General features: G+C 50.1%; 11 protein-coding genes. 4 read left to right on the top strand and 7 right to left on the bottom strand.

Annotation, left to right across the window (positions count from 1 at the left end; translation table 11 throughout):
- Nucleotides 1–226: 226 nt before the first annotated feature.
- The 3 genes from J4G02_18320 to J4G02_18310 all read right to left on the bottom strand — a co-directional run bounded on the left by J4G02_18320 (nucleotide 227) and on the right by J4G02_18310 (nucleotide 2,383).
- Nucleotides 227–1,237, bottom strand: coding sequence for a redoxin domain-containing protein (locus tag J4G02_18320; protein ID MCE2396491.1), 1,011 nt, complete (start codon nucleotides 1,235–1,237; stop codon nucleotides 227–229).
- A 72-nt stretch (nucleotides 1,238–1,309) separates the two neighbouring features.
- The gene (locus J4G02_18315; protein ID MCE2396490.1) at nucleotides 1,310–1,912 is read right to left on the bottom strand and encodes a hypothetical protein; all 603 of its coding nucleotides are present in this window, start codon (nucleotides 1,910–1,912) and stop codon (nucleotides 1,310–1,312) included.
- A 30-nt stretch (nucleotides 1,913–1,942) separates the two neighbouring features.
- Nucleotides 1,943–2,383, bottom strand: a complete 441-nt coding sequence (locus J4G02_18310; GenBank protein ID MCE2396489.1) for a VOC family protein — start codon at nucleotides 2,381–2,383, stop codon at nucleotides 1,943–1,945.
- A 263-nt stretch (nucleotides 2,384–2,646) separates the two neighbouring features.
- Between J4G02_18310 and J4G02_18305 the strand changes: the two genes are divergently transcribed.
- Complete coding sequence (locus tag J4G02_18305) at nucleotides 2,647–3,405, top strand: sulfite exporter TauE/SafE family protein (GenBank protein ID MCE2396488.1); 759 nt, start codon at nucleotides 2,647–2,649, stop codon at nucleotides 3,403–3,405.
- Nucleotides 3,406–3,472: 67 nt separating this feature from the next.
- Here J4G02_18305 and J4G02_18300 read toward each other — a convergent pair whose 3' ends face one another.
- The 4 genes from J4G02_18300 to J4G02_18285 all read right to left on the bottom strand — a co-directional run bounded on the left by J4G02_18300 (nucleotide 3,473) and on the right by J4G02_18285 (nucleotide 9,377).
- Entirely contained in the window at nucleotides 3,473–6,763 is a 3,291-nt protein-coding gene (locus J4G02_18300) for a PD40 domain-containing protein (GenBank protein MCE2396487.1), read from the bottom strand.
- 65 nt (nucleotides 6,764–6,828) lie between these two features.
- Complete coding sequence (locus J4G02_18295) at nucleotides 6,829–7,920, bottom strand: hypothetical protein (protein ID MCE2396486.1); 1,092 nt, start codon at nucleotides 7,918–7,920, stop codon at nucleotides 6,829–6,831.
- Nucleotides 7,921–7,966: 46 nt separating this feature from the next.
- Nucleotides 7,967–8,503, bottom strand: a complete 537-nt coding sequence (locus J4G02_18290; protein MCE2396485.1) for a hypothetical protein — start codon at nucleotides 8,501–8,503, stop codon at nucleotides 7,967–7,969.
- A gap of 121 nt (nucleotides 8,504–8,624) precedes the next feature.
- Nucleotides 8,625–9,377: a fumarylacetoacetate hydrolase family protein gene (locus J4G02_18285; protein ID MCE2396484.1), complete on the bottom strand. Its 753-nt coding sequence runs from the start codon at nucleotides 9,375–9,377 to the stop codon at nucleotides 8,625–8,627.
- A gap of 577 nt (nucleotides 9,378–9,954) precedes the next feature.
- Here J4G02_18285 and J4G02_18280 point away from each other — a divergent pair.
- From J4G02_18280 to J4G02_18270, 3 genes are all read left to right on the top strand, one after another.
- Complete coding sequence (locus tag J4G02_18280) at nucleotides 9,955–10,992, top strand: cobalamin-independent methionine synthase II family protein (protein ID MCE2396483.1); 1,038 nt, start codon at nucleotides 9,955–9,957, stop codon at nucleotides 10,990–10,992.
- A gap of 31 nt (nucleotides 10,993–11,023) precedes the next feature.
- Nucleotides 11,024–11,197, top strand: coding sequence for a hypothetical protein (locus J4G02_18275; protein MCE2396482.1), 174 nt, complete (start codon nucleotides 11,024–11,026; stop codon nucleotides 11,195–11,197).
- Nucleotides 11,198–11,210: 13 nt separating this feature from the next.
- Nucleotides 11,211–13,816 (top strand): VCBS repeat-containing protein (locus tag J4G02_18270; protein ID MCE2396481.1); only part of this gene is annotated, 2,606 nt, incomplete at its 3' end.

The following is a 13,816-nucleotide window of genomic DNA, read 5'->3' as shown; positions in this document are numbered from 1 at the left end:
TTGGAATGGGTGAGTCAACTTCAATCGTGTCAAATGAATTGTCAATAGGTGTAGGTTAGATAACAACTAGAGTAATATATCTCCGACGAGCGATGAATCACCCCACTACGAACGGGCGCTTGTAGTAGCGCAATTCATTGCGCGTCTTGAAGATAGGTAAGCGCTTCTGATTTCCATAAACTATTGAGGGTGTTGATTCACCTAGCATCCACAGATCTCGGCGACGCTACTTCCCAGCCGGCTTGTCGCCCTGCAATTTCGCGTTGTTTTCTCGAACTAGTTCAGCGACCGCCGGTTCAAGAGCGTGCCCCCGCACGTCTGACTTGCGAACCACGCCTTCGCCATCAATGAGGTACATCTGTGGAATAGCACGGATACCGTACATCTTCGCCACCTGATTCTGCCAACCGTTTCCATCAAAAACCTGGGGCCAGGTAATTCCCTCCTTTTCTAGGTAGCCCACCAGTGCAGCCCGACTGTCATCAAGGCTAATGCCAATGATTTGGAAATTGTCATCCTTATATTTCTCGTATACCTGCTTTACGTTAGGCATTTCAGCGATGCACGGTCCGCACCAGACCGCCCAGAAGTCAAGCAGAATTACATTGCCGCGATATTGCTCCAGCGACAGATCATTGCCGTCAAGGTCTTTCACATTGAAATCAATTGCTTTTTTGCCGACCAGCGCATCCGGTTGACCTATGCGTGGAGCTCTGGCGGGAATCTCGCCGGTACGGTTCTCCTTTTCTAGTGTTAGCAACCGCTTCGCGGTCTTCGCAGACCCGTGCGAACCGTATTTTGGGTGTTCAACCAATTGATGATACGCCGCATCCGCTTTGTCGTGCTGACCGAGCTTGTCGTAAGCCAATCCCATCTCCAGCAGAGCAGGCGCGAAATAAGTGGCTTTTGGATAATTTTCCACAAGTTGCTGATAAGCCTTAACCGCCTCCTCAGCATTTCCTGCTTTGGTCAGCGCGTTGCCAAAGATGTAGTAGACCTGATCAATCCGTTTGTATTTCGGATGCTCCGCGATAAACGCACGCGATTTCTGAATCAGCATATTGAGTCCTGCCGGTTCACTGTCTTGGAGGGCCATTTTATGGAGTCGCTTGATCTCTTGATATTTGTAACCGGTTTTGATCGAAGCCGCATCAACGGAAGAGATGCAAAACGTCGCGAGTAGGTAACCGACCACGATGAGTAAGGAGTAGTGCCGGAAGTCATTGTGAGAACGCATGATAATACCTCCTGTTCGATTTTATTAGGAACGTCCACTCGGTTCCGATGACACAGCGCAGCTGCGTCACTTTTATTGAGTGAGCGCTTGCTGATAGGAATAATTTATCAATAGTTTAATCTCTTCAACTTGTACAGCTTGTAAAAACACTTTTACTGGTTCCGGCGTTGACCCATCCCCAGCCGCAGCCTGACACCAGTCAACGAATCGAAAGGCGTCCCAGTCTTCTGTTTCCCGAATCGCCTTGGCATAATCCGCGAGCGAGTCCGATTCCGTTGAACCTGATTGAAGCAGCACTAACGCTCGTTCCCGGAGTACAGGAAAGGTGGGATGACCCCCAACGCGCCTAAACCAGTACTTTGCGTTGCTATAGTCTGGCTCGCGGCGGTGCATAATGCCGTGCCAATAGCTGCCCGTTCCACTTTCGATACCCTGCGAGATTGTGTGCGACGCATCAAGCGCATCGTTCCAGAGCAGCAACCCGCTCTGCATAGCGTATCCCATCGTTGAATCCTTAATTGATTGTCCATCAAAGAGCGTTTCTAGCGATAGGCTCTCAATTCGATGGGTGAGTTCGCTGTCCCACTCTTCGCTTGGAGCGAGCGGTGGCAGCGGATCTCGGGTTTCTAGTTTTTGTACAATACCTGCAATTGTGGACGAATATTTTAAGCTCATAACCCTCTCCTTGTTGTAGCGATCTTATGACTATGCGCCCCCTTCAGCGATGGCGAGCAATTCCTCGTCCGATAGCTCCAAATCGACCGGTTCAGAGAGCGGTTGCGCTACCTTGTACGGTGTCTTCGCATGATCGTAGCAGTAAATAGCAAGGGCGATACCGTGGCTGACGATACTGCGGAAACGCACTCCCTCCTGTTTCAGTCGATGATAAAATTGCTTCAGGGTTGGTAAATCTTCCACGATGAAAGACACCTGTTGAATAACCTTTGCCCCCGCTGGTACGTCCCTGCCCGGACAGAGGGCGACTTCATGGTGTTCCTCGTCCGGCTGTGCACTAAGAAAGGTGATGTTACCATCAGGGTCTTCGTCGGTAACTGTAAGTCCTAAGATGCGGGTGTAAAAATCTTTGGACCGTTGCAGATCAGTACAGTAGATTCCCACATGGCCCAGTGCTTTAACGGCTAACATATTTCTCTCCTCCTGTTCTAAAAACAACGGATTAGCGAAGAATTCGTTGAGTAAGGGAGTTCTATTCCACTCACCCCGAGTGGGTGAATCCAAAATAGGCACTTTTAATTTAACACACCATCTCTAGATAAGTCAACCTATGCAATTTTTGTTGAAAGTTCTCAATTTTTCGCTGGATCAACTATATGAAAACTGATATAATCGTGACCATCGTGACTGTGGTCTTTCAATCCAACCAAAGAGGAGTTGCAAAAACACAATACATGGAAAATCTTTGGGAAATCCCGTTAATTCTCGTTACCGGTGTCTTCGCTGGCTTCCTCAACACCGTTGCCGGCGGCGGCTCACTACTCACTCTCCCTGTTCTAATTTTCCTCGGTCTGCCCCCAGCGACAGCAGCAAATGGCACCAACAGAGTCGCAGTGTTCGTCCAGAATGCCAGCGCAATTATGGGGTTCCGCCGCAAAGGCGTTTCTAATTTTGGTTATAGTGTGCTCCTTACCCTGCCCGCGCTTATCGGAGCATGGTTCGGTGCACGGATTGCTGTTGAAACGGATGACGTTATCTTCAACCGCGTTCTCGCTGGCATCATGATTGCCGTGCTAATTGTGACCCTTTTTAATCCAACTAAGAAATGGGAAAGTGAAACTGCGAACCTCAGCGTATTCCGTAAAATTATCGGAATGATTGTTTTCTTTTTCGTGGGGGTTTACGGTGGATTTATTCAGGCAGGAGTGGGATTCATCATCATTGCATCCTTGACGCTCACAAACGGCTTCGATCTGGTTCGCACCAATGCAATCAAGGTTTTTGTAATATTCTTTTACACCATCATCGCACTAATTGCTTTCTATAAACACGTTGATTTGCGCCTTGGATTAACTCTTGCTGTCGGAAATGCCACGGGTGCGTGGATTGGCAGTCATTGGGCGGTCGAGAAAGGGGATAAATGGATTCGGGTTGTTCTTGTTGTCGCGGTAGTTGGGTTTGCAATCGAACTTATTCGGAGGACGTTCGTATAGGATAACATGCCCAGTAGGGAATGTAGATTCGCGTTGCCTAGACGGATCAACAGCATTGGAGCATGCCCTACGTGTCCTCACCCTCTTCATCGATCTGCGCTAACAATTGCTCAACAGCAACATCAAGTTGACTGTCTATCCCCTGCGCAGCTTCTCCAAGTGCGCGGTCAACTTGGAGGTCAACCGGACGGGCGGTGCCTTCCGTATTTTCACCTTCCAAGGTTGTGACCCTTAACCGGGGTAAACGGAAGACTGTACCATCAAGTAACCCCCAACCCCAAGTCCAGATGACCGCACCGGCTGTGGGCATACCAACCACCTTACCAAGTCCCAATTGTCGGAACCCCTCGCTGAACATCTCTGCATTGCTCCCGGAGTGTTCATTGGTGATCAGGATAACAGGCTGTTCCAAGATGCGATTGCCTGCGAGGTTGGTGTCTGTTGTACTGATCAAACCACGATAATTCGATTGGGTATAGGCTCTGCGGTGCAACACATCGAGGATAAAAGGCGCGATATGTCCACCGGGGTTAAATCGGACATCGAGCACCACCCCTTCTCTGTCGTGGGTTTCGGTATCAAGGTCAGCGATGAACTGAAGGTACGCTTCATAAGACATCTCACGGATGTGGACATATCCAAGTCGTCCATCGCTCTTTTCGTGAACGTATGTCCCATTCCAACGCACCCATTCCTTGTAGCGGAGGTTTCGGTGCTGACCGATGTCAATGGGCTGGATAGTCAGTTCCCGGGCTCCCTCAAGTTGGGGTTTATCGTTGAGTTTCACGGTCACCCGTTTCCCCTGTTTTCGCTGGAGTTGTTCGGGTAGGTTGATCCCTCTATTGAGGGGAATCCCATCAACCGCAACTAGATATTCTCCAACCTGTGCGGGTTCCTCTGGAATTGTTAGTGGAGATTCGGGGATGATCTCAGAAATCTTGAAGTGACCGTCTCCTTCCAACGTTTCTCGATCGAAATCTGCACCGAGAAAGCTATCCGGTGCGCTGTCACTCCGCCCCCCGGCGCCGAGATGGGAAGCGTTCAATTCCCCAACCATCAGATTCAATAGTTCACGAAACTCCTCCTGTGTTTGTACCCCTTCCACCACCGGACGAAACGTCTGGCGTACCTGTTCCCAATCACAACCGTGGAATTGTGGGTCGTAGAATCCATCCCGAATCAACCCCCACGCTTCGTCAAAGGCTTGCATCTTTTCGAGATGAAAGTTGACCTCAACCTCTGCTCTCGTATCTAACGCCTTCGCATCTCCCTCCTTTGCACCATCTTCGCCCATTCCTACTGAATGAATGCGGCCCCCATCGGTATAATAAAACCTTTTCCCATTCAGTATGAAATGCACATTACCTTTCCCGTTGGCAGTTCCTGTCAATTGCTTCGGAAGTTCACCGTATTTATCCTCCTCAAGTGATATACTCCACAGGTTTAGCTGACCCGTCATGGCGGCGCGAAAGATGAGCGTTTTGCTGTTGGGACGAATGCTTTCAGCAGAGGCATTGAGTTTGAAATCGGTGAGGAAACGGAGCCGATGTTTAATTCCTTCAAATTCAATCTCAACCGGCTCAATCTTCTTTTTGCGCGTCTTATCCTTTGACTCTTTACTCTCTCCGTCCTGTTGGTTCTCTGATTCTTTCGAGTTTTCGGTACCTGAATCAGCCTCTTCTTTTTCACCGGACTCTGCTTCGGGCGGCTGCGGCTTATCCGGCTTTTCCTCCCGAAACAACCGATCGAAATCTTCTTCCTTGAAAACCGGTTGAATCGGCTTCAGATCTACCCTCGCAATTTGTGACTCAGCACGGTACTGGCCCGTGTTAAAGATGATAAATTTTCCATTGGGAGACCAGAGGATGTCACCGGTACTGATATTACTCAAAAAGGTCAGCTGTTTAGCGGTATCCGCTTCAATATGCTGAACATAGAGGTTGCTGAAGAAGTTGGGATCCGTTGCGATAAAGGCTAACCACTGGCTATCCGGCGACCACTCAAACTCCGTTGGCTGTGGCACACCTATAAAAGCCTGATCGGTGATGAAAGCTCGTTTCTCCTCGGTTTCTGTATCCATCAGCCAAATTTCGCCTTCGATCCCCGTTGTATCGAGATTCAAAGGGACTTGAATATAAGCAAGCCACTTCCCATCAGGAGAAAACTTTGGCGCGTATTTCTGTTCCGGCGAATCCGTCAGCTGGGTTTCCACCCGCTCTTTGAAGTGGTATTGAAAAACTTCGTTGTGTCCCATCCGATCCGAGATGTATACGACGCGATCGCTTTCAGGATGCCACTGCAACTGGCTCTCACGGAAAGGGGTGTCCGTCACCTTGAACGAATCCCCTCCCTTTTTGACCTTATCTCCCTTGTCTGCCAAATCCGCAAAGACCTCGCCATGAACAATGAAGGCGACCTTTCTACCGTCAGGGGCGAGTTCAAACTCGTTGATGCCAGAGATGTAGCTATGATGTTGGATTGGGTTCGATTTTTCGTCGGTCTGAAGAATAATCTCTACCGGCTCAGCTGCTCGGCTTTTAAGATTCAACCGCCAAATCTGAAAACCGCGTTCAAAGGCGATCCACTGCCCATCCGCGGAAATTGAGGGACGCAATACCCGCCCGTCAGCAAAGTGAGTGAGCTGTTCGACCTCCGCATCACCTTCCAGCGTCATATACCAGATGTTTTCCTCACCGTCACGATCGCTCAGGTAATAAAGCCCAGTGTCGTCAGCGTTCCACATCGGTCTCAGGTTTTTGCCGAGGTATTGCGTCAATCGAAGGTGGTCGTCCGCTCCAACTGCTTCACTGACTATCCAGATGTCAGAATGCCCAGACGGATGCTGTCCACGTCGCCACCATTGGGATCCATTATTGTTAAAAGCCAATGTTTTCCCGTCAGGTGAGATTGCTAAATTGTAGTGCGTCTCTCGCGGATCACCCGTAACTTGGATTGGTGTGCCCCCATCAATATGAATCTTATAACTCGCACCTCGAATCCCATCATAATCGGAGGTAAAGTACAGCCATTGCCCATCGGAGGACCAGCACGCTGGTGGTACAGATTCGTCGTGATAGGTCAAACGTTTCGGTGGTTGGTTCGATTGGAGGGAGATGGTGTAGATATTTCCACCACCTGTACGTTGAGATGCAAACGCCAATTGCGTTCCATCGGGAGAGAAAATTGGATGTGAATCGTCGTTTGCGTGCGATGTTATGCGACTTGCCTCTCCGCCGCCTGCGGGTACAATCCAGACATCGCCCGCGTAGCAGAAAGCGATTTTGCTGCCATCCGGCGAGAGGGAGGGCTGCCGCAAATACGGGGGATTTCCGCTTTCGGCTTTTTCATCAGATTTCATTGATAGGCTTTCTTCTTCTGTCTAGAATGAGGCTATTTTCAGATGGGGCTAATTGTGGAAATAGCTCATTCAAAATCCTGTTTTGTCACCAGATACTTTTTGACCGCATCGTGATTCAGGGTATATCCCAACCCAGGACGATCTGGCACCAGAAAACATCCATCTTCAAACGGGAAATCTTCATTGACTAAGGTATCCTCCCAAGCCATGGGCCCAACCATATCGTAGGGTTGAGTCAGATGGGGCATGCACGCAGCCACATGCAAGCCCATAGCTGCCCCTGGTCCGTACGCCACCGTTTGGGACCAACCGTCCATACCCAATTCATGGGCAAGGCGCGACTGATTAATCGCTTCAAAAGCAGTCGAACCTCCAACAATCGCATAATCAAGCGCCTCCGCATGAAACCGTTGGATCATATCTTCACTGTCATAGACATGGTCTCCCACAGGCAGATGGATGGTCTGCCGTAGACGACGCCACTCAGAAAAAGTGCCACCTGCTGCGCGTTTAGTTATCGGACTCTCTAGACTCTCCACCCGGTGCCCCTGTAAGCGGCGGGCAAGTTCTTGAGCCACCCAGACCTCCTCAAGCCGCCAGCGAATATCGGGGCGCACCGCCATATCCGGTAGGACCTTGTGGATGGATTCGATACGGTCAGCAACATAGCGGATGCGTTCCTCCGGTGTCGTCTCTCTGCTGGTGATGCACTTCATCTTGTAGGCGCGAAAGCCGTGTTCCCACCCCCACTCTGCATCCTCTGCTGTATGCTGCGGCGTCTTGTAGCCGGTACATTGGGTGACATAAATGCGATCTCGGAGTCTACCACCAAGTAAACTCCAGATCGGAACACCGAGCCCCTGACCACGCAGATCGAGTATCGCTTGTTCAAAAGCACCCACCATTGGTGTCGTCAGATTGGCAAGGTTGACTTCCAAAACATCCTGACCGAGCCAGCCGTTCAGTGTTTCCTCCATAGTTGCCGTCGGGGTGCCACGTCCTATCTGCGTGAGTCCTGTCAGTCCTTCGCTCGTTTCGACTTCAGCGATGCCATGCTCAGACCGCTGGTGGGCTGGCTGACCATAAAAGTCATCAGACCACCACCATTTTCGCTCAGGCACGTTGACGATATAGAGTTTGATACGAGTGATTTTCATAACTGGTGGTGTCCTCCGTTATTTCACAGACTAATTGTCAGCCCTTTTATCGAGTGATTGGCTCCAAGCCATGCTCCCAATCGCAGTCAAGGCAGAAGCTGATCCCCCTTGCGAGATGCTGGATCTTGCCGCCACAGGCCGGACAGACTGTGATTTCCGAAGTGACAGACGGTAAGGAGGGCGATTCGTCCTCCTTCCGATGCCCGATTCGGAGGTGTGTACATTCGTAGACATGTCCATTGCATTCGGGGCAACGGTAGAAGAAATTGGAGTGCAATCCGGTAATGTCCGGCGGAATGATGCAATCTAACTCGTAGATAACTGCATTATCACGGATAAGTCGGGCTTTCCCTGAATTTTCAATAGCGATTGCATCCACTTCGTCAAGATTTGGCTCTAGCTGTATAATGAGTTGATCAATCCGATAAGCAGCAACAGCCCACGGCAGTTCCGTCACCCCAAAGATGATACTCGTCCGCTGCGGCGCAAGCCGCTCAAAAATATGGTTGCCAGCGAGTATCTTCACCGGGACAAAACCGTCTTGAAAAGTAAAATAGGAATTTGCCGGATTCAGGTCATTCATAATTCGTACCGCTCAATTCTTGAACTTCAGTTGGCAGATCCACCTACATTGCGGAAATACGCAGCTCGACTCGCTTATCTTCCTCAGTTGCCCCTTACGCTCCTCAATTCAGAGGAATAGCTTACGCATCAACGACAGTGTTTTTCAGGACGCCGATCCCTTCAAGCTCTACCTCTACCACATCCCCAGCCCTTAAAGCCGACGTTGTTCCGGGGGTGCCAGTGAAGATAACATCTCCCGGTTCAAGCGTCATCGCCTGCGAAACAAAACTGACAACCGCCTCCACAGGGAAAATCAGATCTGCGGTGGTCTGCGATTGCACAACCTCGCCGTTAATTCGTGTCTCCAATTGGAGTGTGTTGTAGTTGAGACCGGTCACAACAGCGGGACCGACGGGCCCAAATGTATCGGAGGCTTTTGCACGCCACCACTGCATATCGTTGCTTTGCCATGTGCGGGCACTGACATCGTTCCCGCAGGTAACACCTAAGATGTTAGCAGCAGCTTCTTCGGGAGTCGCCCCCTTCGTACGGTTCTTAATAACGACGACCAATTCACCTTCCGCGTGAACGTTATCGTCGCCAGCCGGTAGCACAATGTTGCCCTCCGGATCGTTTAGGCAAGTAGGCGTCTTGATGAAGATCTCCGGATTCGCCGGCTCCGGCGCACCACCGAGATGGCTTCTATAGTTCAACCCAACCGCTAGAACTTTTCCCGGTGTGACTGGCGCAAGCAGTTCTACATCCCCCAATGCGATGGTGTTCCCGGTTTCGCTATATCCGGTGATTGGGTCGCCATCTATTTCGTTAATAGTGTCGCCCGAAAGCGTCCCGTAACTGACATTTCCATTAGATTGGTATCGAACAAATTTCATAAAATCCTCCAGAATTTTCCCCATAAATGGCAACAGGTTTTTGAATTATAGTAAACACGAGAAATAAGGAGACATGAAGTCCCCCTGACAAGGGGGATTTAGGGGGTTGGTTCTGCATTGAAAGTGTATCAATAATTCTAAACTTTACTATAATAAGGATAAATTTCCTTGTAAACAGCGAACAATTTATCTTAATTCGGTGATATTGTCAAGGGATAATTGATAGCCACTCATGATAAAGTGTTGCTAAAGTTAAGCAAAGTGTGCTAAAGTTAGGAGCAGCAATTCTAAGGCTTACTAAGCACTTTAGACACTTTAATTTTTTACTTATTCATAACCTAAGCTGCTAGTGATGTGCGGCGCGATAAAATTGCCCCTTATACCCGTAGGTCAGGCAAAATGTCCGACCCACAAAGCCCCAGAGGGGCGATAGGTGTATAGCACATCAGCAAACCAATCCCCTAAAGCCCCAGAGGGGCGGCAGGTGTGTCCTAAATTTGGTTATTTCTAATAGATATCGAGTATGAAAACTTGACCTATATGTCTAGCAACTTGCGTTATTCATAAAGGAGAACTCATGCCATACAAACAATTGCTTCCTACAACAGTAATCGGTTCCCATGCGATGCCGGGCTGGTTTTGGACAGCGATGGAGGCAGAAAAACGCGGCGAGTATGGACCGACTGACATAAGAGAGGTTTATGATGACGCTGTCCGGCTGGCAATCTTGGACCAGAAGGAGGCCGGCCTTGACACCATCACGGACGGTGAAATGCGCCGCTGGTATTTCGTACAAAACTTCTACGGACGGATGGAGGGATTAATTGAACGACCTGTCCTCCGTCAAACCGGACTGTATGCGTACGATAGCGTCCCACGTTACAATATCGAGGATCGGGTGCGTATCCCGGCTGGTTTGGGTATTGTGGAGGAATTCCAGTTCCTGAAGGCAAATGCCGGCGAAGGACAGCGAATCAAGGCGTGTTGCCCAGGTCCCTTGACATTGACCATGCACATCCAAATCCGGGATGGCGACCCGTATAAGGACCGTGTCGAACTTGGTTGGGAATTCGCTGAAGTCATCAACCAAGAATTGAAAGCCCTTGAGGCGGAAGGGTGTACTGAAGTCCAACTTGATGAACCGAGTTTCGGCATCATTCCCGGCAAACTTGAAGATTGGGTGGCACTGCTCAATCGTGCGCTTGATGGGGTCTCGGTGCGAAAGAACCTACACATCTGTTTCGGCAATTTGGGGTCACGGCCCCGTGGCAAGCGTCGGTACGACTGGATGTTCCCCGCATTGCTGGATATGAACGTCGACTGCCTGTCGATGGAGTTTGCCAACCGCGAAATGATTGAGCACGATATCTACAGCAGATTCGAGGGACAGTTCGACTTTATGGCGGGTGTCGTGGACATCAAGAGTTTTTGGCAAGAACCGCCCGAAGAGGTCGCCGACCGCATCCGCCAAGTTTTACAACACTGCCCCCCTGAACGATTGAGCATTTCGCCTGACTGTGGTTTCTTCCAACTCCCACGCTGGCTGTGCTGTCTGAAGCTGCAAAATCTCGTCGCCGGGACCCGTATCGTCCGTGCTGAACTGGAAGGCAAATAGTAGCAGAAGAAAACCGTTGGAAAAAGGGACTATGAAACTCTCTGTACACAAGGTGTATAACCTAAAACATATCGCTCTTTCCGTTTTACGTTTTACGCTTCACGTTTTACTCCTCATCTACATCCCCATCGCTAACTCCCAACAAACTGTCGATGAAACCGTCTCGGCTGTAACTCGAAGAATCCCAACCACATCAAGCGATTGAGCAGTTTCAGGGCTTGGTCAATTTAGCACCCGATGAATCGATCGGTTACGGCAACCTCGCCGTCGCACACCTACGCCTCAAACAGCATGAGGAAGCGGAAGTATGGATTAAGCGTGGGCTTGAAGTCGAACCGATGGATAGTCAATTACATTTTATTTTGGCGGAGATCTATCAATCGCGGAGCAGAGCCACGGAAGCGGTTGCAGCGATTCAGGAGGCGGTGAAACTTGCGCCGGATGACCTTGAAACTCGATATAAACTGGCACGTCACTATCTCAGTCAGCGGGACAACCCAGACGCAATGGATGAGGCGATTTTGCATCTGCGGGAATTGCGAGATCGAACCCCAGCGAATGTAGTGGTGTTGCTCAAGTTAGCGAACGCATTTTTACGACGAGAACAGGTTGAGGAAGCGAAGCGGATTTGCATGGAGTTGAATGCCCTGCTGTGGGATACCGATGAAGAGTTTCTCAAGTATCTGAAACAGGGACTGCTTTTGATAGGTCAAGGCGACACCAAAGGAGCCGCCCGATATATCCAGATTTTTGAGAACGTTCAAAAACGAAGTCCCCGCTACCAACAGGGAATCGGAGAGTTAGTGACGAACATCTTGGGGCATCCGATTGAGAGTTTCAGTTCCGGGTTCAAAGCAAGGATCAAAGCAAAACAGACGCTACCAATCAGAACGAACTTTGTCGATGTGACTCAGGAGGTTGGGCTTGGCAACCTGAACGGGACGCGCTCCAAAATTCTGCTGACAGACTACGATAACGACGGTAATCTCGACCTATATACCACCTCCGCTGTTTTAGACGCTGAATCCAATCTCTTTCGGAATGAAGGTAGACAATTTGTTCGCACTACTACAGTCGGACACCGCGGAGACACCGCCGCTTTTGCTGATTTAGACAAGGATGGCGACCCAGATCTGTATCTGTCCGGAGACGAGGGAAGCACTCTCCTTCTCAATGATGGAGCAGGTAACTTCACCGAGATGACGGACTTTGCTGTCCCCGCCTCAGATCAGCGTTCAAAGGACCACGGCGGAGGACCAAGCCTGTTCGTTGATTACGACCATGACGGCGATCTGGATCTTTTCACAACAGGGAACCGAGTGGAGATGTATCGCAACAATGCCGATGGCGTCTTCAGCGATGTTAGCGATCAGACGTTCATCCCATCGGAACGTCCGGGCGCACGGGACGCAAGGCTCGGTGATTTTGACGATGATGGTGATCTTGATCTGCTAATCGCAAATGATGGGAATGGCTGTACGCTCTACACCAATCTACGTCAGGGGAAGATGCAGGCGTTGACCGATGAAATAGGTGTCTCCCAAAACCACGTTTTCACAGCAATCGCGGTCAGTGACTATGACAACGATGGCGATATTGACCTGTTTCTAGCAACCGATGGCGAAACACCCCATCAGCTCTATCGAAACCGCGGCGACGGGACCTATGCCCCCGATGGGCGTTCACACGAAGAGACGCTCAACGATGCAAAAGGTGTGCACGGTTTAGATGCCCATTTCCTCGATTATGACAACGACGGTTTCTTGGATCTATGGCTTATCGGTACACCGAAAAAGGGGGATGGACGTGGCGTTTTCCTGTTTCGGAACGATGGGACAGGACGCTTCACCGATGCCTCCAATGTCTTGCCCAATACGATTCGGAGTGGAGGTGAGGGCACCGTTGGCGATTATGACAACGATGGAGATCTTGACCTGTTCCTGACCGACTCCGATGGCGGAGTGGTTGCGCTACGCAACGAGGGTGGGAACCAAAACAGTTGGCTGCAAGTGAAGCTGGAGAACATTGACGGCATCGGCGCAAAAGTGGAACTCAAGGCCGGCGAACTCTACCAAATGAAATATGTTACCGACCCGATAACACATTTCGGTCTGGGGAAAGAGAAACAGGCGGATGTACTACGGGTTGTCTGGACAAACGGCGTTCCACAAAATGTCATCACCCCCAAATCAAACCAACTCATCCTCGAAAAGCAGGTGTTGAAGGGCTCGTGCCCATTCCTCTACGTCTACGACGGTGCTGGTTATCAGTTCGTAACAGACCTCCTATGGCGCAGCCCACTTGGAATGGTTACACCGGGGGGATTTCTCGCTGCTGCTGAAACCGCAGATTACGTCAAAATTTCCGGTGAACTCATGCAGCCGAAAGCGGGTGTCTATTCGCTTCAGATTACGGAGGAGCTATGGGAGACCGCCTATTTCGATATGGTCAAGCTGCTAGCTGTAGACCACCCTGCAGGCACCCAAATCTTCGTTGATGAGAAATATACGCCACCACCGTTTCCAGACTTCAAAATCTACACCACGAAAGAGATTCATCACCCACGCATAGCACTCGATCACCATGGATACGATGTCTCCGAAGCACTCAAAGCCGTCGATTATCGCTATGCGATTGAACACGAACCGGGACCGTTCCAAGGTGTCGTTGATCCCCATTTCATCGTTCTCGATTTGGAGGACGTGCCTGATGATTTAGGACTTACTTTATTTCTCACAGGCTGGATCTTCCCAACAGATACCAGTATCAACCTTGCACTCTCACAGAATCCGGCGATTAACCCTCACTTTCCTTATCTACAGGT

This window comes from Candidatus Poribacteria bacterium (assembly GCA_021295755.1).
In the GTDB taxonomy this organism is placed as follows: Bacteria; Poribacteria; WGA-4E; order WGA-4E; family PCPOR2b; genus PCPOR2b.
Note: the sequence above shows the minus strand (reverse complement) of the source record. Positions and strands in the feature narration are given on the sequence as shown.

Coding starts and splice junctions, on each gene's coding strand:
- J4G02_18300 (MCE2396487.1), bottom strand. CDS start 6,763: ATGAAATCTGATGAAAAAGCCGAAAGCGGAAATCCCCCGTATTTGCGG.
- J4G02_18290 (MCE2396485.1), bottom strand. CDS start 8,503: ATGAATGACCTGAATCCGGCAAATTCCTATTTTACTTTTCAAGACGGT.
- J4G02_18305 (MCE2396488.1), top strand. CDS start 2,647: ATGGAAAATCTTTGGGAAATCCCGTTAATTCTCGTTACCGGTGTCTTC.
- J4G02_18320 (MCE2396491.1), bottom strand. CDS start 1,237: ATGCGTTCTCACAATGACTTCCGGCACTACTCCTTACTCATCGTGGTC.
- J4G02_18295 (MCE2396486.1), bottom strand. CDS start 7,920: ATGAAAATCACTCGTATCAAACTCTATATCGTCAACGTGCCTGAGCGA.
- J4G02_18280 (MCE2396483.1), top strand. CDS start 9,955: ATGCCATACAAACAATTGCTTCCTACAACAGTAATCGGTTCCCATGCG.
- J4G02_18285 (MCE2396484.1), bottom strand. CDS start 9,377: ATGAAATTTGTTCGATACCAATCTAATGGAAATGTCAGTTACGGGACG.
- J4G02_18275 (MCE2396482.1), top strand. CDS start 11,024: ATGAAACTCTCTGTACACAAGGTGTATAACCTAAAACATATCGCTCTT.
- J4G02_18315 (MCE2396490.1), bottom strand. CDS start 1,912: ATGAGCTTAAAATATTCGTCCACAATTGCAGGTATTGTACAAAAACTA.
- J4G02_18310 (MCE2396489.1), bottom strand. CDS start 2,383: ATGTTAGCCGTTAAAGCACTGGGCCATGTGGGAATCTACTGTACTGAT.